Raw genomic sequence first — 19,897 nt, 5'->3', positions numbered from 1 at the left:
GCGGAAAGACGTATCGTCTCATGGAGATGCTCTCTGAGACGCTCGCTGCCCATCCTTTGATCGAGGGGCAGCGCGTCCTTGCGCTGACCTTCATGCATGGAGCCAGGCGCCGCTTGTCGGACCGGCTTCGGACCGTTGTTGGTCTCATGGGCCGGGTGGAATGCTGCACCGTCGACGCCTTCGCATGGCGCATCTACCGGCGCTGGCGCGGCCTTGCAGCGGCGCTCGGCATCGCGCCTGCCACGGAAGGCGAGTTCGATGCGGTCTGCGATGCTGCCGGACTGCTTCTTGAGCAGCCGCAGGTCCGAGCCTGGACGGCCGCGAGCTTCCCGATCGTGCTGGTGGATGAGGGACAGGATCTGAGGCCGCAGCGACTGCGGATATTGGTCGCGCTTTCTGGCGCCACCCACGCATTGATCGCGGCAGATGAGTTTCAATGTCTCGACCAGGCGCTGCGTCCGAATCCGCTGGTGACCTGGTTACAGGGTGCGGCAGAGCCCGAAACGCTAGTCCAGGTGCGTCGGACGAATATTGGGGGCCTTCTGGCAGCCGCGACGGCGATCCGGAACGGCCAGGCGCCGGTGAATGGACAGGGCTTCCGCATTTTGCAGCCGGGCGTAAGCGTTCCTCTGGCCGCGACTTTGCTCGCCAACGCCATCGCGTGGCGCCAGGAGGGCAACGTCGCGGTGATCACTCCGGCGCTGCAAGGCGGATTTGTGCAGTCTGTCGTAACGCGTGTTGGGCAAGGCCCCTGCGGACAGCAGCAAAATGGACCGTATTCGATCCAGTGGGAGGGCACTGATCGAGACGAGACGCAGGTCATCCTCGGGGGGCTTGTACTCGCTGCCAACGCGACCGCCGTGGGGACATGCGCCGCGCTGCGCTCGCTGCCGCCGTCGGGGCCCGTGCGCGCCGCAATCCTGTGGGTGGAAAATCAAATCCATGCTGTCGGGCGGACGGAATTTGCCCGTGTGGAGATCGAGGCCGTCATCGCTCGAAACGTGGCGTTGCGCAGGCAGTATGGCGGTGGCGCAGCGCATCTCTTCACAGCGATGACGGTGCAACAGGCCAAGAACCGCGAGTTCGATGGTGTCGTGGTCATATGGCCGTATCAGGTCGGCGGCGATGTCGAGCACAAGCGCCGGCTGCTCTACAACGCCGTGACGCGGGCCAGGCGTTGGTGCAACATCATCGTCCAGGGCCAGCCCATCCTCGCCGCGGCGCCGTTCGTATAGATTTGCTAAAGCGGGGGCGCGGCAGTAGCCGCGGCACTCCGTCATTTAGAATCCCGCGCCTTCGCCTTGATCGTGTCGAGGTGCAAGTGCGTCGCTGACCGCATCATCAAGGACACGGACGAACCTTTCCTCGAGATCGGCCCGCTAAATGGTCGACACAAGCCGCTAAAACGGCAGTCGCGTTATCATCCTGAAAGCTGACGGGCCGGCCCCAAAGATGCGGTTCAAAGCGCCTCATCCCAGTCGTTCGATCGAGGGCGTAGAAATCCCAAGAGGAGCCGCTCGTTCCGGTCACACTGTGCGCGTAGATGGTCTACGGATCTCACATCCCCCTGGTTTGGACGAGACGGCAAGAACACGCCAGCACCGGTAGGAAAGGCAGATCGCCGAGCCTAACGCTAGGATCAGGTTGTGCGGTCGAATTGAAACTTTATCTCTATATAGACGATTCAGTTTGCAATTTGCACGAAACCAGGCATAAGAAGGACGCAAGTTTCATTGGAAAGGCTAGGACTATGAGGTTCCCCGTGCCCAGCGACGTGCTTCGTCATGCGCGTGAGAAGGCGGACGTCAAGCAAAGTGCGTTGGCGAAGACGCTTGACACCAACGCCAGCTTCGTGTCGCGCCTCGAAAAGGGAGGGCCGGTCGAACCGGCGTTCGCCGAGCGCTATCTTCGTGCGGTCGGCGGGCCGATCGCGGACGAGATTTTGGAGTATTACGGGCGCGTGTGGGCGCACTCCGAGCCGCCCTCCTACTTGCACCCGGATCGCGAGCATCTGTGGCGCGTCGAGCAGACCCTACAGCATTTGGCCACGTTCGAGCAGTCGCCGCAGAATCATCCGATCCTTGGGGATACCATCTCGACCATGCGCGACGATCTCTCGTCGGTCCTGCGCTATCTTGAGCGGCTCGATCATGTGATCGCGTGGGTCGGCGACATCGGCGTCGGTAAGACCACCGCGCTGGCGCACGCCGCGCGTCTGCTTGCGCCCGACGCGAAGGGAATGATGCGCTCGGTGTTCCCGGTCGGCTCGGGCCGCATCACCGTCTGCGAGACCGTGATTAAAACGGCGCCGGCATTCGGCGTCGCAGTCGAGGCGCTCGATGAGGATTCGATCAGGAGCCTGGTCAACGACCTAATCCACAGCGCCGCCAAGGGCAAGGTTACGGTGCCGGCCGAGGTGACGCGTGTGCTGCGCAACATGTCGGGGTATCGGTCCAATCGAGTCGAGGTGAACGACGAGTTCGAGACCAAGGACCCGATCGTCGATGCGCTTGCCGCCGGCGAGGAGCCGGCGATTCTCGCCGACAAGATGATCGCGGCGATGAACCTACCGTCGCGCCGCGAGACGTCGCTCGCTCTTTCGGAAGAGGCGGAAGACGGCATGCAGTGGCTCGCGCGCACCATCAGCCGCATCAACAGCGGTCTCGACGCGCGCTTCTCGTTACCGCGGCGCGTCACCGTGCTTGTCCCATCAAGCAGCTTGCGCGATGCCGGAGACTTGAGCCTGGTCGACACCAAGGGCGTCGAGACTATCACCCAGCGCCCCGACCTTCTCGGCTATATCGACAACCCGCGTACGTTGATGGTGCTGTGCAGCAAGTTCCCCGATGCGCCGAACATGACGGTTCAGCGCATCCTCCGGGAGAACGAGGAGTCGGGATCGGACGCCGCCGAGCGCAACCGGATCGCGCTCCTGGTGCTGCCGCGCGGGGACGAGCCCATGCATGTGCTCGACCAGGGCGAGCTACCAGCAAGTGCCGCGGAGGGCCGCGCCATCCGCCGCGACGAGGTTCATCATGCGCTCGCCGGCGCCGGGCTGCCCAAGATCAAGACCTATTTTTACGATGCGCACGGCGACAAGCCCGAGACCGTGTGGTCCAACCTGCGCGCGCAGATCGGCTTGATGCGCCAGGTCCATATCGACCGCCTCGACCGCACGGCGCAGGCGGTATCCGAGATGATCGCCGACGTCGATATTGTCAAGACGCGCGGCGCCCGCAAGGGTCTTGAGGAAAGCTTCGATCGGCTGATCGAGCGCATCGTGGACCTTCCGCCGGTTCGCCGGCCCGCCCATCAGAACCTAGTCGATCAGTTCGACGACGCGCATCAAAGCTCGGTGGCGGCGTCGATGACCCGCCGCGGCAATTGGCCGAACTTCTCGATCTTCCACATCCTCGGCGTAGGCGTCCGGCAGGATGCCAATCTTCGCTCGGCCGATCATCTGAGCAGGATCGAGCATGCGCTGGAAGATGCCGAGCAGCAATATGGCGAGCTTGCCGACGTGCGCGCGATGATCGGGAGCTTGCGCGATCGGCTTGCGGCGTGGCGGCAGGAATTTCTGCAGCAGGCGCAGTCGATCGGCAGCGACGCTTTTCGCGGCGTGCTCGGCGAAGAGACGAAGCTTTGGTCGGATTCGGTGGCGCGGTACGGCACCTACGTGCCGGGCTATAAGAAGTCACTCTCCGAAATGTGGAAGGACTTCTTCGAAAGCTCCAAGCCCGACGAGGCGCGGGCCGCGATCGAGGCGCGGCTGAAGGATGCCTGGGAGTCGACGATCGTCGAGCCGCTGCGCGCAGCCACGCGGGCGGCGAGCGATCTCACCGAGGTAGAGGAAGCGGCGTGACTAGGTCTGCCCTGAATGCTTCGAGATGGCTGACGCACGGTCGAGCTTGCTCTCCTGGCTCGAACGGCGCGGCGGAACGATCGACGATTACGCATTTCCGAGTAGAATTGATCGGTCGGCGTGCGGACGAATGAGAGGGTGCGGCCGCCACGCTGGCGAAGCGCCACAACGACGCGGCGACGGTCGGATTGGGTGCCTTCATGCGGCGGTCGTTGCGGTCCTCTACACGGTTCAGGGATTTGTTCGGCGGGCTAAATGTTCATATGTGATTTGCCAAGGGTCGCTCTCGGAAGGTCTTTCCTCGCCGATCCAATGGAAGCTGTTGGCAGTGATCTCAGTGAAACGCCATCGAGTTTTCAGGCCGCGCGAGTCATCGCCGATCTGGACAATGTCCTTACCCTCGGCCCGCCCGATCTGGCGCGAGTAATCTTGGTTGAGCGGGTCATTCCATATGATGTGCCAGCCATCGATTCCAGGATCGAAGATGCGCAAAGTCGTGCCATACATCGTCGACGGCGCAGGGCGCTTGGGCCTGATCCAGATGTCCTGGATCGCGCGGCCTTCGAGCACCCAGCCACAATGGCATTCTCCATTCCATTTCTGGATTGTGCCGTCATCGAGGTAGTGGACCGAGTCCATTTCCCAGCTTCCAATCAGCCATCCATACAGGTCCATGTCTTTCGCTCGGTCGGCTGGTGGACCTTCGGATCCGAGAGCGGTGAGAAACGGAGAAATCGTCATAGTCATAAGGCCTTTCGTTTCCCAGCAGCGATGTTATGAGGACAGAAGCGGTCCTATTCTTTCCACATCGTCGAACGGAGAAGAGCCTGCGTGTGCTCTGCCAGGTCGAGCTCACCGCGCGCCTCGATCTTCAGAAGATATCGGGCCTTGGCCCGGCGATCACCTTCCCCGACCGCAGGATAGGCGCATACAGCCAGCAGCGCCCTTTCCTCAGCCCGGCTGGCTCTGTCGTGGTCGCGGTTACTGTCGTCCACGTCGTGGATCGCTTTGCCGAACGCCGCGTACGTTGCCTTGTGCGCCTTGATCAGCGCCCGCAGATCGCGGGACGGTTCCCGGTCCCGGAGTCGCGGCTCTGTGGCGAAAGCCGATGCCGCAACCGTCGACGCAATAACGGCGCTGCCGGCGTTGAGAAGCAAGGCGCGGCGATTGATCCTGAACATGGTGAACTCTCCTTTTCACTTCATGGCAGGCTGCCGGATCGGTGTCGTAACATCGGCCGGCCGCGCTCTGACGGTAGCACGACTGTCGGCGCATTCATGTCAGGATGGATCGCACCGTTAGCCGCGTTACGGCCAGGGCATGGCTAGGGCGACCGCGGGGATCGGCATCTCGCGAGACTTTTCGATCGATTATTTCCCCTCGGTGTCGCCACCGAAGAACGGATCGCTATTCCCGAAAAACTCCATAACAAGGCTGCTGGCCCTTGGCCGTTGTGCGTGGTCATGATGATTGCTCCGTCTTCGCTTGGATCTGGGGCGCCGCTCACGCGGCGCCCTCGGTGGTGATGGCTTTCATCACCCGCTCGGCCGCCCATCGTCCGGCCTCGTTCAGATGGCGCTGCCAAGCGCCCTGTGACGGCGACCAGCGAAAGCCGTTGGCTTTCAGCGCCCGCCTTGTTGCCTCGTCGGGCTTGGCCGGGAAGATCATCTGAATGCGCGCCATGCCGACGTTTTCGATGATCTCGACGCCTCCGATTCCGGTCTTGATGGTCTGACTTTCGTTTCCCCGCTCCTGCATCCGCGCCAGTGATTTCAGTCGCGATTGCAGGCGGCGGATTTCGGCCCGGTTGCCCGAGGTGTCGAAACCGCGTTTCCATTGCCAGTCGGCCAGCACAATGCCGCGCACGGCGATCGCGGCCGATATACCCGTTTGCGTGACCACAGCCTTGATCATGGCGGCATCGGCCGCGCCGTCCCTCTCCATGCGCCGGATGATCGCATTCGCCGCCTTGGCCTTGTCGATGGAGAGCGCCAGGGCATCGATCTTGGCCTTGATCTTCTCGACGGCAGCGGGATCTCCCGAGCGAATCGGCTCGTCATCCGCCCCATGCTGTAAGGCTTTCCGCTTAACGGCTTTGCGGGCTGTGACCGGATGCGCGGCCAGGTCGGCACGGCGGGCGTCTGCGACCTTCATGCGCTTGTCGTTGCGGGCGACGGGAAAGCGTGCGGGGCCGGTGATGAACCAGTTCATGCACCGTCCTTCCGCCGCCCAAAACCGCCGAGCCAAATCAATATGACGCCGCGCGAACGCCTCGACCTCGGCAACGCCATTAAACTCGGGTGCAATATCGCCCTTGCCGGCCAGGTCCTCGACATAGGCCGCAAAGTCATTGAGACGCGCTGCAAGCTCGTCGAGCTCGATATTTGCGCGCCGATCCGGAAAATGGGTGAGGGCGTCGAACTGGTGTTCGATGGACTTCGCCGCGATACTCGCGGCGAAGCCTCCAACGGAGACGACGAGCGTCCCGTTTTCGACAATGGCGACTGTCATCACGCCTCTCCTTCCACAATGGAAGGAGCGCGGCGCTCGATACGAACCTGCAAGCCCATCAACACGCCTGCGATGATCAACCCTCCCGCCGTCACTTCGTCGCCGGTCGCGAACACGGGGTCCAGTACCGGGCGGCAGCACTTGAAATAGGCTGCTGCATCTTCAACGCTGATCAGGGGAGAGGCGTAGGGCTCGCTTCCATCGCTACCAACGAGAACGATTTTCCCGGCCAATGGCTGCGGATAGCCTTCAAAAATGGTGAAGGCGGTCAACCCGTCACGCAACCCCTCCTCGTCGGCGAACAGGGAATGCCGTTCATCGAAGCGCACAACCTCGATCATTTGGCAGCTGATCAGGTCACACAGCGGTTTGTAGCTGTTCCCGGCCGGAAACTCGACCGCGCGAAAGATCGACGTTTCGGGGTCCAATAGGTAAGCGATCTGCTTCAAAGTCTAGCTCCTCTTTCTGCGCGAAGCGGTCTTGCTCTTGCCCGAGGGGCAGGAGCCCGCTCCTGCTGCCGAGCTCGTGCGGAACAGCGGGAGAGAGGGAGGCAAGGGAAAAAGTGGAGGGGGTTCGCCCGCCCGCAGGCGAAGCCAGAGGGTCGGCGCTGATCCGCGCATGCGGATCCGAGTCGATCCTGCACGGAGCGCGGCATTGGCCGCGCGGAGGAAGGACGGGGAGACCGCTTTTTCGCTTGCGAGGGAGAGAGGGCGGAGCCCTCTTTCCCTCTCTCAGCTAATCAACGTCGGCTGCGATCGCGGCTGTCATTCTGAACTGAAAGGAGCCGTCGCCGGCTTACGCCAGGACGGCTCCCCCGCAGTGTATGACAAGAAGGGCTAGCGACTTGCCATCACCAACTCAGAGCTATCGTGCGGGGCGCACTATGCTGAATTTGCTCCGCGCTGTAAACGGTTGATACCGCCAATTTGGTTCAACGATAATGACGATCCGGCTGCGAAGCAGCATGCACGAGCGATCGTAACCCGAATGGGCGGAGACCGGTTGAAAACCGGGCTCCGTGCCGCTAGGCATAGAGCGCGGCCACGAAGCGGCGTGCCCTAGACTACCGCACCAGATGCCAGTTGTCAGGGGCAACTGCTTACCCATTTCGGCTACATGCGGTTGAACAGATTATATTGGACAAGGGGCCAATTGGCACGGGATATGCCAGACCATCATTCGACGACTGGATAGATCAGCTTGGCTTGCGCGAGGTCCGGGATCCTCACTTCGACAAGCCGCCCTATCGCAAAGCTCCGTTCGGCAATCACACGCTCAGTGTAGACATCGAAAAGGAGATCAGCGCCAACCTTCGACGCGGCTGGCAACATCGGAAAGGGAAGGGTGCAGTTATGAGGGCAAGAAACAGAAGGCTCATGAAGACAAGCGAAATCCCAGCATTCGTTGATGAGGTGATCAAGGCGGGCTGCGATATCTGCGCTGTCGGCCACGATAAATACGTCTTCGGGGATGCCGACCTATCGCCGAGTGAATTGAAATTTGCATTGCCGGAGCTGGAGCGGATCGAACAGACCTACGGCGATCGAGATTTCTTGGTACGAGAGATCGCCGCCTATTTGCGCTCGATTGGCCGCTATCTCGAGGTCGGTTCGTCAGCGAAGCACTGGTCGGCGAATACGAAAACTCGCCAATGATCGCGCGGGGAAATGGGCAGGATGTAGACTTCCAAATCTTTGGGAAAGCTAACTCGGTTTGGCTCTGTTGGCAGAGATCGGAAGGAGGATACTCACCAGAGTGCCTATGCCCGGTGTCGAAGTTATCCTGAATTTTCCTCGCATCGTGTTTACCATCTGCGCACAGCCTGTCAGTCCGGCCGACGTGTGCGCTTGAGAAAATGGCACAGTCGCCTTTTCCAGGATCTCGGACAGCATGCCCCTTCCGTTATCCACGACTTCGAGCATAGGCGACTGTAACAGGCGAAATGAAGCTGACCGAAGATTATCCATTTCGGGCTGCGGCGTCTTGCCGGAACGGTTTTAGCTTTCCTCGCTACGAGCCGGCGCCGGCGCCCGCCTCCAGGCGGAGGCTCTGGCCAGGCTTGGATATTGGAACGCAAGAATCCACTGGTTGGGCTTTGGACGACGACAGGTGGGGTAGCAGCGTCATCGGCAAACACCACCCAGTGCCGCATGGATAGAAGACGGGTGCCACTTCTTCTTTCTAATCGCGCGAGAGACCCGGTGTCGGTAGCGTTTGTGAGTGAGAGCCGAAGGCATCCTATGCCGCGTTCTATTACAGAACAAACAGGCAGCGACGATGTTGCTCGCGATATCCGTACCTCCGTCGCGGCGGGCGATAAGATGTTCGGCTGTACACTGAAATCGTTTCGCTTCTCCAACCGATATGTTGTGCTTTCTGGCAAACTCTTCGCAGTTGCGTTCCCACATTTGAAAATCGCAATACCAGCAGCAGTAGTTTTGTTTTAACGCGGCAGCTCGCCGCAAAGTTTGAATGCACATGCCTTTCCCCTCGTCGGAAATTGATCCGACCGTTAGAGAGCTGGCACAGCATGCTCTTATGTTGAGCCCCGACTAACGGGGTATGCCCGAGAACGTGGGCAGGGATATTTGAAATCAATGGGGGAAAATGTAAACCCCCTGCCCAAGCACAAACCGGCTTTCCCCATGCTTCGGCCTTCGACCTGCAGCACCCGCCGCTACCTAACGGCCGGCCCTTCGGGTGGGTGATCCCCCTTCCGGCTTTTGTGCTTGTCTCCACTCTCCCGGTCCTCGCCGAACAGGCAGAGGCGAGGCCTGCCCTGCCTTCCATTCGGAAGGAAAGATGATGGTACGGCCGCTTTTGAAGGAGCTGGTGCGGGATGATTGAAACGAGGATTAGCGGCACATCACTTCGTGTCGTGACACCTACCAGAGAATTTGCTGGTGAACTGACCGGCCAACGCCAAACTCATGTTCACCGGCCGACTTGTCAGCAGACGACAGAAACCGCTCAACGGCCGCGCCTTAGTAACCGCTTCAAGCTCAAACCGGCCAACAAAATGTAAGGCGGCATGGCGAGCGAATAGTGACCACAGTTTAATTCCAAAATATTTGGCCTAGCCCCGGCGTCCTTTAGCCTCTGCATGAACCTCTCCGACAGCTCTGGCAACACCACTTTGTCTCTCTTAGCCAACACAACCTGAAGATCGAGATCGGGCCGTGCCAAACTATGCGCGTAATTCTCCAAGTTAAGTGGACCCCAGGCCCTTCTGAGATCGGTCAGCTCAATCTCAGGCTCAAGGCTGGCGCGTATCGATCGTGTCGCGCGGCCCGTCCAAACCATATCCGCTAGACTCCCCGCCGTCAGAAACAACGAGGCTTTTGACACAGCCAAGTCGTGTGCCGCGACTATGGCCGCAACCCAGGAACCTAAGCTCATTCCGAGAACCGAAATCTCTCGATAGCCTTCGCCTTTCAACCAACGTATGAGTTTTCGCCCATCCAACACTGCCTGCCTTACAGATTGGATCGTTCGACCGAGATTAGGGCTAAGCATATAGTCGGCGTGCACGGAGCCGGGACGGCTGCGTTCGAAGTGATAAGGCATAGCAATCTCGACAACCGTGATTCCACGCTGCGAGAAAAAGTTGGCAATCTGGCGATTCCGGGCGCTTGCATTCCAATGGTGAAAAATCACCATCGCCTGATCGAACGACCCGCTTTCTGTGATTTTCGCCGAGACGACATTGTTCTGTTCGATATCAGTAGAAATGTCCGATGGAAATTTGAGCCACCCATCTAGCCTTTCAAAACCCTGATCACTCACACTCGGCTCATCGAAAAAGGCTGGATCAGCCACGGCTTGGTCCGCAAGGGCACAGAACTCCTCGATACTTGTTATCTTCTTCGCACCTGGAAAGGCGCGTTCCGCGTCAAGGACGAAATCCGTTGGTTTCTTCCCTTCCTCACCGCGTCGCGCCCGCCGCTCATCCCAATGATCAAGCCAACTATGATACACTCTGATTGTTTCCTAACTTACTCGCTCGCCATCGCCCCAACCCTGGATCAAACAGGCCGTATATTGCGAGCAGCACTCCAACGCCTAGAAGGATCGAAAAGCCGGCAAATGCATCGATCAGCAAGTAGCCGGCCACGAGTAACGCGACGATCGCTGACATCCTCCACAAAGGCATACAAAACCGACGTTCGACACCTAAACGGATGGAGCCGTACAGAAATACAACACAGGTCGAAATCGCGATAAGAAGGCTACTGTAATGGGTCGGCCTACGATAGCTGATCTCGGCGATCACATCGTTGCGACCATAGAAGGCGGAAGACATATCACCGACCAACCAAGCCACAATATTCTCTCCACGCGATGTCAGGTAAGCACTCTGGACCTTCATGACTATGGCGATCAGAATCCCCAAAACAGTACACCGAAAAATCCCACGCATAACCCTGAGGCTGGCCTCATTGAGCTCGTGTTGATAATCCATCTCCGGCCGATTACTCGCTGCTTCTCCGATTCTCCAAAGATCATGGATCACCGTATAGAGCAAAATGAGACCTACGAAGAACAGATAAAAGCACAGGCACATGTATAGGTAAGCGAGCCCGGTGAATACGACCGCTTCTGGCACCGATATGACCTCAGGGCGCACAATCGCTAACGAGCCCCAATCCGTCGCATAGTTGCCACCACCTTTCATCAACGGCATCAATGACACGCCGATCCACTGAAAAAGACCGGCGAACAGCACACAAATCAAAAAAACCGCACAATATGAATACGAAGAAGCTTCTACGCTGCGCGCCCAGGCATCGTCGCTTTCCATCTTGTCGCCGTGCGCTACAAGCTTTGGGCGGCTTTCATCTTTCCAAAAGGTCACTAGCTCGGTCACGAAGGCAAAAAATAGTGGCAAAAACACCATGAAGACGAATGTCCAATTCGCTGTCCAAAGAAACCCAACCTGCTTGACGACGCCATCCGCCCGGCCATATGTCACGCTGTGAATCCCCGCAATATACGACAAAAACCCAAGAGCGGTGACACCCGCAAACACCGACGCCGGTAAATTCAGGGGAGATCCGTGACTAAAAAAAGCCTCCGATTTCCTCGCCAAACTAAAACGCCGCCTCGGCCCCTTGGCGTCAGTATTCCGTTTTAGCTCTGCCGGAGACGCTGTGTCGTCATCGAACGTCGCAGCCAGTGCTGTATCTGGAAACTCCTGTGCAACGCTGCTTCCGGCTCTTTTCCATTCTCGTCTCTTGGCCGATAACCGCGATTGCGCCGCACTAAGCTCCATCTGCCATTCGCTAGTTGCCACCGGATCATCGCACCCAAAAACCCTCGCCAGCCAACGAATATTGGCAGTGCTAATTCCCTTCTCGTTCTCTTGAAACCAAAGCTGCACCGTTCGCAGATCGACCCCAATCCGGTTGGAATCGATCTGTGAAATCGCCTCTGCGAGGAGCTCGGGCGTCCATGGGCCTGCAGGAAACCCGTCCTTGCCCAATGGCCGACCAGCACCCGCCGCGGCCAACCGCTTGAATAATTCTTTGAAATCACTTTCGTCTCCCGGCGGAGGGAGAAATATTTTTTCATTCTCAATCAATGGCTTACAGGCGCTGCTTTCGTTTCGTTTCGCTAGCCTTCGTATCCTATCGTGCTCTCGTCCTTGATCAACGTTTTTATCAACTCGATTTTGGCCGGCACGGGAGAGGATCGAATGAAGGGACAGGCGGGTTTATGGGATGTCGATGAACGCTATGCGCGGCTGGCCGACATAACCGAACGACATGTCGCAGCTCAAAGAGCGGCCAAAGCGTTCCGAGAGGCTGAGAAGGGGCCTGGGGCTGGCGACGTGATCGCCTTGGACGAGGCCGCGGCGCGGCGCGACGTGATTGGGTATCAGCCCACCGATCACCGGGAATCCATCGGGAAGCTGGTATACATCGCGGCATATTTGATCGCGAGGCGGGAGCGTCTCGAGGAAAGGGAAATGGCGACGGTTATGGAGATGGCGGAGCCGTTTGGGTGAGGTGATCAGCCATCATGGGGGTGAAAAAGCCCGCTCAAAAGCGGGCTTTTGCATGCCACAGGTGCTTAAAGCTCTGGTAGACCGAAGCAGTCTTTAGAGGGACGTATCTTCGACGACAGCAACGGGTCGACTCCGGTCATTCGGGACAGTTCTGGCCAAAAAATTCATGTGCTGATTGATGGCACAACATCAAGGGAAAAGGCCCACCGCCCAGGCGTTTGTAGCGCAGACGTTTCCTTGATGGCCTGTTGCAGCAAGTCAGGCCTTCCATGAACCAGGCGGATGAGTCCGGCCTGTACCGCGCCGGTGACGATTCCAAAAAGCAACGCAGCCAGCAAGTTCCAGCCGAAGCAGAGTGAGATGACGAAGCAAACCACCGCTGTTGCAAGGACCGTCACGTAGTCGAGAAATTGATCTTCCATAACGAACACCTTTCCCGTATCGGCCTAGAAGATTGTGGCAACCCATCCGCCGTTGGCTGCCTTTGCGAAGCCCACAACACGGTTGAGAGGCTGTGCCTTGGGCGACATCTTGACCGTGGTCATGCACGAAACGCCGGGGCCGTTGTTGTTTTTGTCGCACTGGCCAAGGGCAAGCGAGATCTTCGGCAGGTCGTTGCGATCCCAGACCAACGGTGAGCTGGATCGCGCGTTCTGATAGGCAGCCAGGGCCTCACCCTCTGACGGTTTCTCCACGACTGGCAGAGGACACCGTGAGGGATCAGCGGCTATCGCCGCCGTGAGCTCGGCCTTGGCAATGGTCCTTGCCTCGACAGTCGGGTGTGGAATTGCCAGCCAGGTTCCGCCGGCGCCGGCCGCAAGGCCGACGCCGGCTGTTATGGCGAGTAGGACGGCATTGTTCATCGCTCTGACCCACTAGAGATTCAGATTGAACCAGTGGCGTTGCTTGACGCCCTGATCATTCGGAATGTCGAAGTACCAGGGGTCAGCGCGCCTCGGCCGCTGCGAGGAAATCTGCTTGATGCAAGAGTTTTCTCCGTCACGGGCACGGCGGTTCAAGATCACGCCGGCTTGATGGGCGGGACCGTTTAGACCGGGGTGCGTTTGACAGGTGTTGAGGGTCTTGACGCAACGATCCGGTGCGCTGCGATTTCCGTCCCGGCCATATTGGCTATAGCCGATCTTGGTCCCTTCGGGGCAATCGGCATATTCCTCACGACCCGGTGCACCGGCCTTTGCTTCGTTGCAGATGGGCCACGAGAAGCCAGGCTTCGACATGGCAGCAATAAGTTTGATCATCGGCGAGACGCAGTATTCCACGCCATGCCAGGAAGGGTTTTGCGAGGCTGCGCAAAGCAGGACTTGGCAGCCCCAGGATGCGTCTTGTGCCTTGGCCGCTGTGGCTGGAAGGAGCGCGGCGCCGGCGATGCCGGCGGCATAAATCAGGTGTCTCATGTCAGGCGGTCCTCTGATTATTGCGGGCGTCGCCCAGGCGACAGACGGTGTGTCGTTGGGTGGAGCGGTTCGCTTCGAAGCGTCTGCCATGTAGACGAAGTCCGGCAGCTATCGGTCTGTCCTCAACGGTCGCTTGCGGGCATCGGCAAAAGGCGGGGATATTTCACTCTCGCGTTCGGCCAGCAGATTGAAATCAGCGATCGGCCGGCGATCTGGCGTCTTGTCGACCGCCTTGCGGCGCCATTCATTCATGTCGAGCACGTAGGTTGCCCACATGCCGTAGCGCGCGGCCATGGCGTAACGCTGATAGGCGGCATATTGGCCATTGACGAGATAGGGCGAGGCAACTCGCGCCCAGCCAACACGAAGCATTTCCAGGGCAAGATCTCGAGCGCCGGTGGTGCAACGCGCGATCGCCGTACCGTCGACTCTGTAGGAGACGACGTTGCAGGTCACCGACTTGTTGCCGACCGTCCGTTTAAGCCATGCCTTGGCAAATGGTCCGCACGGGACGGGTGGAGGAGCCTTCACTCTCTCACGGTCTTCCCACTTGGGATCGAGTGCCCATTGCGGCAGCTCGCAAGCGTCGATGTCGGCCAATTGGACGCTCTGTGCGTACTGAGGGTACCAGAGCGTCCGCCCGTCCATGACCGCGACCCGCCCCCTTAGAACAGGATGCACCCGGGTCACCTGGGCGGCGGATGGTTCTACGGCTGGCCGGTAGACCTTGCGGACAGGCTCATTCCTGATGACATCCGCCGCTTCGACGGCCTCAGCGGTGAGGGCAAGCATTGCTGCCGACAAGAGGAGTTGGGCTTTCATTGCTTCGCCTCCTTCTTGGCGCGCTCGTTGGCTGTCTTGGCCAACAGGACTGCCGGGTGTACAACATCGGGGAACTGCCAGAGACCGGCCTTGCGTTCGCGGGCGTCCAGCTCGGCCACGGAGTACGGCGGATGAATTGGCATGCCCTGATCATCGAGCGAAGCGAAGGCGTAGCCGCTCGAAATCATCATGGTGGCGAGGTCGAGGCGATCCTTGCCAACGGTGGCATAGCAGATGACGTAGGTTAGGTCCGCGGTCTTGGCGACCGGCGCGCAAACCGGCTTGGTGTCCTTGATATAGGCAGCAAACATTGCCAGGGACGCATCGCCACAATCGCGCTTTTGCCGCTTCAAGTCGGTGTAGTTGGTGCCGCGAAGGCAGGATTGAACCCCAAACAGGCGATAGCGTTGCCCCTCTGCAACCCAGGTGTCGCCGGTTTCCAGTGTTATGCCCGGCTCCAGGTCAAAATAGCCGTCAGGCGCACTAAGCGCCGTTGCAACACTGGCCACGGTGAGCGTAAGGGCGAGTGAACACCTCATTGGGCCTTCACTCGCGGATCGGCCCACATGCCGTAGGACCCTTCTTTGCCGACATCTTCGGCCTGCGCGAGGTCCGGCCGGTCATAGGAGCCATCGGGCTTTTTTGTCAGGCGCAACGCGCCAAGGGACAAAAGCTGCTCCTCGAACATATCAACGGAATCGAGGCTGCCGGGATTCAGCGGCGGCACTTCCTCCGGCAAAACGACGTTTCTCAACGCATGCTTGAAAAGCATCGATGCCCATGAGCGCGTTCTGACGTTGGAAGATACACGCGAACTGTTCCCGCCCCAGGCCAACAAGGTGCACCTCGTCGCCTCAAAGGGCGATCAGGGCACGGCTGACGTGACGATTCAAAGCCTGCTCGAAGCATCGCTTCGCATGCGCCCCGACCGCCTGTTTGTCGGCGAAATCCGCGGCGCCGAAGCTTTCTCGTTCCTCCGCGCGATCAACACCGGCCACCCCGGCAGCATGTCCACTGTCCATGCCGACACGCCGATGGGTGCCTACGAGCAACTTGCCATGATGATGCAACAGGCTGGCATGTCGTCAGGTTATTCCAAGGCCGATCTGATGTCCTACATTCAGATGGTCATCCCGATCGTCATCCAGCTCCGCCGCGACGGCGGCAAGCGCGGCGTGTCGGAAATCTTCTTTGCCCGGGATGAATCATGAGCCAGGGCTATAAGGCCTTTTACCTGTTCTTCTGCACCGCAATCGTGTTTGCAGTCTGGATTCTCGGCTATGGCCTCGGCCTCCAGATTTTTTTCCGTGACGGCCGCATTCTCGAAGCGACGATCACCACCAATCCATTCGCCCCATTGCAACAATTCTGGCTCTACAAGAGCAACACCACATTGCAGATGGTCGCGATCGGGGCGCTCGTCCCTGCCCTCCTCGCCGGCGGCCTCGTCTCTTACATCGGCCTTCGGCCGCAAGGCAGCCCACTCGGTGACGCGGCCTTTCAGGACATCGCCTCTCTGCGCCGCGGCAAGTGGTTTCGCAAAGTCGGCCATGTCTTCGGTCGTGTCGGCCGCAATATCCTGCGCACCAAGGATGATCGTCACCATCTGATCATCGGGCCAACAAGATCGGGCAAAGGCGCCGGCTATGTCATTCCGAATGCGTTGCTGCATGAAGGGTCGATGATCGTTACCGACCTCAAGGGAGAGATTTTCAAGGCGACGGCCGGATATCGCCGACGCAGCGGCAGCCAGGTCTTCCTTTTCGCGCCAGGCGCGGAGCGGACGAACCGCTACAACCCTCTCGACTTCATTCGCCAGGAACGCGGAAATCGCACGACCGATATCCAGAACACTGCGAGTATTCTCGTTCCCGAAAACACCGAATCCGAAAACTCGGTGTGGCAGGCGACCGCTCAACAGGTCATGGCAGGCGCTATCAGCTATGTGCTGGAAAGCCCGTTTTATAACGGCCGGCGCAATCTCGGGGAGGTCAACTCGTTCTTCAACAGCGGCGTCGACCTGCAGGCGTTGATGAAATTCATCAAGGCAAAAGAGCCGTACCTGTCCAAATTCACGTTGGAAAGCTTCAACGCCTACCTAGCCCTTTCCGAGCGCGCCGCCGCTTCAGCCTTGCTCGATATTCAGAAGGCGATGCGGCCATTCAAGAACGAGCGTGTCGTCGCCGCAACGAACGTCACCGACATGGATCTCCGTGCGATGAAGCGTCGGCCGATCTCCGTCTACCTCGCGCCCAACATCACGGATATCACGCTGCTCAAGCCGCTCCTGACGTTGTTCGTGCAACAGACAATGGACATTCTTACCCTCGAGCACGATCCGAACTCACTGCCGGTCTACTTCCTGCTCGACGAGTTTCGGCAGTTGAAGAAGATGGACGAAATCATGACCAAACTGCCCTATGTGGCAGGGTATAATATCAAGCTCGCCATCATCATCCAGGACTTGAAGAATCTCGACGAGATTTACGGCGAAACCTCCCGGCATTCGCTGCTCGGCAATTGTGGTTATCAGCTCATTCTAGGTGCGAATGATCAGGCGACCGCCGACTATGCATCCCGTGCGCTCGGCAAGCGGACCATCCGCTACCAGTCGGAATCGCGCACGATCGAGCTCTTCGGCCTGCCAAGGCGCACGAAGGTCGAACAGATTCGCGAGCGTGACCTGATGATGCCACAGGAAATCCGGCAGATGCCGGAGAGAAAGATGGTACTGCTTGTTGAAGGCCAGCGCCCGATCTTGGGCGACAAGCTGCGATTTTTCGAGACACAGCCATTCAAGTCCGCTGAAGCCTTTTCGCAGACTCACATGCCGGATGTGCCACCGATCGAATATCTCCCGGTACAGCCGGTTCCGGCTTTGACCGACGATTACAACCGGGCAGGCCAGCCCGCCGAAGATGTCGGTGCCCCGACTACCGGGATGGCTGATTTCGAAAAGAGAATGTCATCACCAGTTAATGGCGCTGAGGCAATACCAACTATCGCTGCGACCGTGAAACCGGCGCCGGCAACAAAGGAGTCCGCAGCTCGCACCGTGAATCGCAAAGTTAGCCTGCCGAAACCGAAACGCGCTAAAGCGGCTTCGAGTGGTGGATCTGGAAACGAAGCGGAGGCGACACCGGACGTAGCGGCTATCGACGCGCGGATTAAGTTTGCCGAAGAAAGCCTGAAACCTAGCGCTGAACGCCTCAAGGAAACGGTTTCTCAGAAAGTCGAAAAGCTCGGCCAAGTGTCGCCGACGAAACGGCGAAACTATCTCGATATTTTCGCAACGACGGTCCCCGACCCCGTCGAACTCGGCCTGGAGGCCGTGGAAATCCCAGCATAAAAAGCCGAGGGTGGGTTTAGGCGTTAGAGATGTTGGCAGTTCTTCTTCTTGTATTCCGCAGCTGCCCACCTGGACAGATTATCCATGTGGTTCTTAGCTCCGTCCATATCCATAGCAAATACCGACACTGCCCCAAGCACGTAATCTATGCTCGGCCCTGGATAGATGAACTCCCTCGGTATGTTGAGCAACTCACTGTTGGCTACCAGACCCTCGTTGGCAGCAGTCAAATATTTAGTGCCCCAAACATAAGCGAGTTTGCTTAGTCTGGCTTTTTCGGCACCTTCGCCTTCCATGGTGTTCGCGTAATAGGAACATTGAAATGCCAGCCAACTCTCGTTCGCTAATTCGACTGTGGCCGAATCTGCGTAACAGAAGTGCGGACAGAGAAGAAGGAGTGGCAGGATCATTCTTAAGCGCATTATCATTCCCCCCGCTGCCAGGATGAGTGTTTAAGACAATCACACTGGCTGCGTTCCAATAGCGGCATAAAGCTCACCAGCTCTTGCCCCTCCAAGACCTCGATATTACCCTACAGGGGGAGGTCGGCAATGGCAGGAAGAACATCAAGTGCCGACGAGCACGTAGAGGACGCAGGCACCCAAAAGCGTCGACAATGCTCAAAACCGAGCCGCCGCCCGCCATTGCCGCCGTTCGGTTTCAGAACAGCGGCCCGGCGTCGCATCGAGGGGGGACTGGCGCCGAGCTTAACCGGCTTACGGGGGTAGTTTTTGCCGGCTGAGGTGAATATAGGCCCTTCCATACATCAGTCCTTGCTAATTTAATAAAATGATCATGTTCCGTTCCCCTAGCCCCCAGATCGTGCGGGCCTAGACTCGATCCCGTGCCTTAACAAGTGAGTGCCGGCACTGGCCGGCTGGCGTTCATTCCACCGATGTTGCCGACCCTGGTTGCGAAGCCTCCCGAGGGGGATGACTGGATTCACGAGGTCAAGCTCGACGGCTACCGCTCGCAGATCGTCATCAACGGCCCGGATGTTCGCATCTACACCAGGCGGGGCCTCGACTGGTCTGCAGAATATCGCGACCTGGTCGAAGCCGCGAAGGCGCTCGATGTCGAGACGGCGATCGTCGATGGTGAAACGATCGTCACCAACGATGCCGGACTTCCGGATTTCGCCGCGCTTCGGCGAGCAATCACGCGACGACAGCATGACCTCTACTTCGTCGCCTACGACGGCATGGCTGAAGACCAAAAGCTATATCGTGAGCGACCTCGAATTGCTCGGCGTCCAGCGGGAGAGGGCAAGCCCGCCTTCGCCCTCATGGGAGAGCCAGGCACCCGCAAATATGTCGGATCCGCTTTTATCACGCTGAACCGTGAGATGCGGGAACGGCTGTGGAAGCGCGTTCAGGAGCACGCCGGGCCGGCACCTGAGGGGGTGAAGCGGCAGGCGACAACGTGGGTCAAGCCGGGCCTGAAGGGCCACGTCAAGCACCTACGGGGCGAAGACAAGTTGCGCCACGCATCGCTGCTGCGCGTCCAGGAACATTGCAGGCGGTGAAGATGTGTAGCGAGAGCGCAGCGTTTTGAGCGGGGCGGGACGAAGAGATTGCGCAGAGCCGAGAAGATCGAAACGAAGCGTTGCAGTGCTCCTGGTGATCGGAAGCCTTGCATAATCCGCTCCCGTTTTCGCAGCGGCACATGCGAATTCTCGGCACGGTTGTTCAATCCCTTATGCGACCGATGCTCGACGTCCGGCATCACCTGTCGCCTGGCTGCTCCATAGGAGCGCAGCTTGTCGGTGATCATGCGCTTCGGCGCGACGCCTTGCTTCTTCAGCAGCCGCGTCAGCAAGCGCTTGGCCGCTTTGGTGTTGCGGCGGTTCTGGACGATCTCGTCGAGCACATAGCCATCCTGGTCAACGGCGCGCCGTAAGCCTCCGGTGGGGGCCGCGGCCGCCTTGGATT

Annotated in this window: 21 protein-coding genes and 4 pseudogenes; 8 read left to right on the top strand and 17 right to left on the bottom strand. The window is 59.0% G+C overall.

The features are described 5' to 3' along the window. The first annotated feature begins 20 nt into the window (after nucleotides 1–20). The 3 genes and pseudogenes from Amn_RS32145 to Amn_RS32135 all read left to right on the top strand — a co-directional run. A complete protein-coding gene (locus Amn_RS32145) occupies nucleotides 21–1,235 on the top strand; it encodes an ATP-dependent helicase (protein ID WP_286299774.1) in 1,215 nt (404 codons plus the stop codon). A 527-nt stretch (nucleotides 1,236–1,762) separates the two neighbouring features. Further along, nucleotides 1,763–3,862: a helix-turn-helix domain-containing protein gene (locus tag Amn_RS32140; protein ID WP_286299772.1), complete on the top strand. Its 2,100-nt coding sequence runs from the start codon at nucleotides 1,763–1,765 to the stop codon at nucleotides 3,860–3,862. 19 nt (nucleotides 3,863–3,881) lie between these two features. Next, a pseudogene (locus Amn_RS32135) lies at nucleotides 3,882–3,980 on the top strand (integrase); the annotation flags it as partial. 4 nt (nucleotides 3,981–3,984) lie between these two features. Here the strand turns inward: Amn_RS32135 and Amn_RS32790 are convergent. The 5 genes and pseudogenes from Amn_RS32790 to Amn_RS32115 form a co-directional block, all read right to left on the bottom strand. Then, nucleotides 3,985–4,094, bottom strand: a pseudogene (locus Amn_RS32790) (IS1595 family transposase); the annotation flags it as partial. After that, entirely contained in the window at nucleotides 4,094–4,609 is a 516-nt protein-coding gene (locus Amn_RS32130) for a hypothetical protein (protein ID WP_286299769.1), read from the bottom strand. The gene Amn_RS32130 and the pseudogene Amn_RS32790, both read right to left, overlap by 1 nt. A 47-nt stretch (nucleotides 4,610–4,656) precedes the next feature. After that, nucleotides 4,657–5,043: a hypothetical protein gene (locus Amn_RS32125; protein WP_286299766.1), complete on the bottom strand. Its 387-nt coding sequence runs from the start codon at nucleotides 5,041–5,043 to the stop codon at nucleotides 4,657–4,659. Nucleotides 5,044–5,365: 322 nt separating this feature from the next. Continuing rightward, nucleotides 5,366–6,373, bottom strand: a complete 1,008-nt coding sequence (locus tag Amn_RS32120; RefSeq protein WP_286299764.1) for a DUF8626 domain-containing protein — start codon at nucleotides 6,371–6,373, stop codon at nucleotides 5,366–5,368. Then, nucleotides 6,373–6,822: a DUF3846 domain-containing protein gene (locus Amn_RS32115; protein ID WP_286299763.1), complete on the bottom strand. Its 450-nt coding sequence runs from the start codon at nucleotides 6,820–6,822 to the stop codon at nucleotides 6,373–6,375. The genes Amn_RS32120 and Amn_RS32115 overlap by 1 nt, the downstream gene beginning before the upstream one ends. Before the next feature lie 927 nt (nucleotides 6,823–7,749). Here Amn_RS32115 and Amn_RS32110 point away from each other — a divergent pair. Next, nucleotides 7,750–8,028 (top strand): Y4lK-related protein, encoded by a 279-nt coding sequence (locus Amn_RS32110; protein ID WP_286299956.1) that lies wholly within the window; start codon nucleotides 7,750–7,752, stop codon nucleotides 8,026–8,028. Between the two features lie 48 nt (nucleotides 8,029–8,076). On the opposite strand, the gene Amn_RS32700 is transcribed toward Amn_RS32110, so the two are convergent. The 4 genes from Amn_RS32700 to Amn_RS32100 form a co-directional block, all read right to left on the bottom strand. Further along, nucleotides 8,077–8,265 carry an ATP-binding protein gene (locus Amn_RS32700; RefSeq protein WP_353622454.1) on the bottom strand — a complete coding sequence of 63 codons (189 nt, stop codon included), beginning with the start codon at nucleotides 8,263–8,265 and terminating at the stop codon, nucleotides 8,077–8,079. Between the two features lie 231 nt (nucleotides 8,266–8,496). Beyond that, the gene (locus Amn_RS32695) at nucleotides 8,497–8,781 is read right to left on the bottom strand and encodes an HNH endonuclease (RefSeq protein ID WP_353622457.1); all 285 of its coding nucleotides are present in this window, start codon (nucleotides 8,779–8,781) and stop codon (nucleotides 8,497–8,499) included. Nucleotides 8,782–9,343: 562 nt separating this feature from the next. Then, nucleotides 9,344–10,351, bottom strand: a complete 1,008-nt coding sequence (locus tag Amn_RS32105; protein WP_286299761.1) for an RcgR family putative quorum lactone hydrolase — start codon at nucleotides 10,349–10,351, stop codon at nucleotides 9,344–9,346. Beyond that, nucleotides 10,341–11,954: an RcgA family putative transporter gene (locus tag Amn_RS32100; protein ID WP_286299756.1), complete on the bottom strand. Its 1,614-nt coding sequence runs from the start codon at nucleotides 11,952–11,954 to the stop codon at nucleotides 10,341–10,343. The genes Amn_RS32105 and Amn_RS32100 overlap by 11 nt, the downstream gene beginning before the upstream one ends. 114 nt (nucleotides 11,955–12,068) lie before the next feature. On the opposite strand from Amn_RS32100, the gene Amn_RS32095 reads away from it, so the two are divergent. After that, nucleotides 12,069–12,380, top strand: a complete 312-nt coding sequence (locus tag Amn_RS32095) for a hypothetical protein (protein ID WP_286299753.1) — start codon at nucleotides 12,069–12,071, stop codon at nucleotides 12,378–12,380. 164 nt (nucleotides 12,381–12,544) lie between these two features. Here Amn_RS32095 and Amn_RS32090 read toward each other — a convergent pair whose 3' ends face one another. The 6 genes from Amn_RS32090 to Amn_RS32065 all read right to left on the bottom strand — a co-directional run bounded on the left by Amn_RS32090 (nucleotide 12,545) and on the right by Amn_RS32065 (nucleotide 15,389). Further along, the gene (locus Amn_RS32090) at nucleotides 12,545–12,802 is read right to left on the bottom strand and encodes a hypothetical protein (RefSeq protein WP_286299750.1); all 258 of its coding nucleotides are present in this window, start codon (nucleotides 12,800–12,802) and stop codon (nucleotides 12,545–12,547) included. Between the two features lie 24 nt (nucleotides 12,803–12,826). Beyond that, complete coding sequence (locus tag Amn_RS32085; protein ID WP_286299747.1) at nucleotides 12,827–13,243, bottom strand: hypothetical protein; 417 nt, start codon at nucleotides 13,241–13,243, stop codon at nucleotides 12,827–12,829. 12 nt (nucleotides 13,244–13,255) lie between these two features. Further along, nucleotides 13,256–13,795, bottom strand: coding sequence for a hypothetical protein (locus Amn_RS32080; RefSeq protein WP_286299744.1), 540 nt, complete (start codon nucleotides 13,793–13,795; stop codon nucleotides 13,256–13,258). Between the two features lie 108 nt (nucleotides 13,796–13,903). Beyond that, nucleotides 13,904–14,617 (bottom strand): thermonuclease family protein, encoded by a 714-nt coding sequence (locus Amn_RS32075; protein ID WP_286299739.1) that lies wholly within the window; start codon nucleotides 14,615–14,617, stop codon nucleotides 13,904–13,906. Continuing rightward, nucleotides 14,614–15,156 carry a thermonuclease family protein gene (locus tag Amn_RS32070; RefSeq protein WP_286299734.1) on the bottom strand — a complete coding sequence of 181 codons (543 nt, stop codon included), beginning with the start codon at nucleotides 15,154–15,156 and terminating at the stop codon, nucleotides 14,614–14,616. Before Amn_RS32070 ends, Amn_RS32075 begins: the two co-directional genes overlap by 4 nt. Next, nucleotides 15,153–15,389 carry a hypothetical protein gene (locus Amn_RS32065; protein WP_286299961.1) on the bottom strand — a complete coding sequence of 79 codons (237 nt, stop codon included), beginning with the start codon at nucleotides 15,387–15,389 and terminating at the stop codon, nucleotides 15,153–15,155. Before Amn_RS32065 ends, Amn_RS32070 begins: the two co-directional genes overlap by 4 nt. On the opposite strand from Amn_RS32065, the pseudogene Amn_RS32060 reads away from it, so the two are divergent. Both Amn_RS32060 and Amn_RS32055 read left to right on the top strand, forming a co-directional pair. Then, a pseudogene (locus tag Amn_RS32060) lies at nucleotides 15,334–15,828 on the top strand (ATPase, T2SS/T4P/T4SS family); the annotation flags it as partial. The gene Amn_RS32065 and the pseudogene Amn_RS32060 overlap by 56 nt on opposite strands. Continuing rightward, on the top strand, nucleotides 15,825–17,966 hold the full coding sequence (locus tag Amn_RS32055) for a type IV secretory system conjugative DNA transfer family protein (RefSeq protein WP_286299732.1): 2,142 nt from the start codon (nucleotides 15,825–15,827) through the stop codon (nucleotides 17,964–17,966). The pseudogene Amn_RS32060 and the gene Amn_RS32055, both read left to right, overlap by 4 nt. Nucleotides 17,967–17,989: 23 nt before the next feature. Here the strand turns inward: Amn_RS32055 and Amn_RS32050 are convergent, their stop codons facing one another. Then, nucleotides 17,990–18,262 carry a hypothetical protein gene (locus Amn_RS32050; protein WP_286299729.1) on the bottom strand — a complete coding sequence of 91 codons (273 nt, stop codon included), beginning with the start codon at nucleotides 18,260–18,262 and terminating at the stop codon, nucleotides 17,990–17,992. A gap of 599 nt (nucleotides 18,263–18,861) precedes the next feature. On the opposite strand from Amn_RS32050, the gene Amn_RS32045 reads away from it, so the two are divergent. Then, nucleotides 18,862–19,491, top strand: coding sequence for an ATP-dependent DNA ligase (locus Amn_RS32045; RefSeq protein ID WP_286299726.1), 630 nt, complete (start codon nucleotides 18,862–18,864; stop codon nucleotides 19,489–19,491). Here Amn_RS32045 and Amn_RS32040 read toward each other — a convergent pair. Continuing rightward, nucleotides 19,446–19,865, bottom strand: a pseudogene (locus Amn_RS32040) (IS6 family transposase); the annotation flags it as partial. The gene Amn_RS32045 and the pseudogene Amn_RS32040 sit on opposite strands and share 46 nt — an antisense overlap. Nucleotides 19,866–19,897 lie beyond the last annotated feature (32 nt).

Origin of the sequence: Aminobacter sp. Y103A (assembly GCF_030294925.1) — a bacterium.
Lineage (GTDB): Bacteria > Pseudomonadota > Alphaproteobacteria > Rhizobiales > Rhizobiaceae > Aminobacter > Aminobacter ciceronei.
This window is presented reverse-complemented; position numbering and strand designations above follow the sequence as displayed.

Excerpts from the sequence above, each read along its gene's own strand:
- Amn_RS32130 (WP_286299769.1), bottom strand. The coding sequence starts at position 4,609 with ATGACTATGACGATTTCTCCGTTTCTCACCGCTCTCGGATCCGAAGGT.
- Amn_RS32085 (WP_286299747.1), bottom strand. The coding sequence starts at position 13,243 with ATGAACAATGCCGTCCTACTCGCCATAACAGCCGGCGTCGGCCTTGCG.
- Amn_RS32695 (WP_353622457.1), bottom strand. The coding sequence starts at position 8,781 with ATGTGGGAACGCAACTGCGAAGAGTTTGCCAGAAAGCACAACATATCG.
- Amn_RS32125 (WP_286299766.1), bottom strand. The coding sequence starts at position 5,043 with ATGTTCAGGATCAATCGCCGCGCCTTGCTTCTCAACGCCGGCAGCGCC.
- Amn_RS32700 (WP_353622454.1), bottom strand. The coding sequence starts at position 8,265 with ATGCTGTCCGAGATCCTGGAAAAGGCGACTGTGCCATTTTCTCAAGCG.
- Amn_RS32095 (WP_286299753.1), top strand. The coding sequence starts at position 12,069 with ATGAAGGGACAGGCGGGTTTATGGGATGTCGATGAACGCTATGCGCGG.
- Amn_RS32145 (WP_286299774.1), top strand. The coding sequence starts at position 21 with ATGGAGATGCTCTCTGAGACGCTCGCTGCCCATCCTTTGATCGAGGGG.
- Amn_RS32055 (WP_286299732.1), top strand. The coding sequence starts at position 15,825 with ATGAGCCAGGGCTATAAGGCCTTTTACCTGTTCTTCTGCACCGCAATC.
- Amn_RS32065 (WP_286299961.1), bottom strand. The coding sequence starts at position 15,389 with ATGCTTTTCAAGCATGCGTTGAGAAACGTCGTTTTGCCGGAGGAAGTG.
- Amn_RS32045 (WP_286299726.1), top strand. The coding sequence starts at position 18,862 with ATGTTGCCGACCCTGGTTGCGAAGCCTCCCGAGGGGGATGACTGGATT.
- Amn_RS32080 (WP_286299744.1), bottom strand. The coding sequence starts at position 13,795 with ATGAGACACCTGATTTATGCCGCCGGCATCGCCGGCGCCGCGCTCCTT.
- Amn_RS32110 (WP_286299956.1), top strand. The coding sequence starts at position 7,750 with ATGAAGACAAGCGAAATCCCAGCATTCGTTGATGAGGTGATCAAGGCG.
- Amn_RS32070 (WP_286299734.1), bottom strand. The coding sequence starts at position 15,156 with ATGAGGTGTTCACTCGCCCTTACGCTCACCGTGGCCAGTGTTGCAACG.
- Amn_RS32090 (WP_286299750.1), bottom strand. The coding sequence starts at position 12,802 with ATGGAAGATCAATTTCTCGACTACGTGACGGTCCTTGCAACAGCGGTG.
- Amn_RS32075 (WP_286299739.1), bottom strand. The coding sequence starts at position 14,617 with ATGAAAGCCCAACTCCTCTTGTCGGCAGCAATGCTTGCCCTCACCGCT.
- Amn_RS32050 (WP_286299729.1), bottom strand. The coding sequence starts at position 18,262 with ATGGAAGGCGAAGGTGCCGAAAAAGCCAGACTAAGCAAACTCGCTTAT.
- Amn_RS32120 (WP_286299764.1), bottom strand. The coding sequence starts at position 6,373 with ATGACAGTCGCCATTGTCGAAAACGGGACGCTCGTCGTCTCCGTTGGA.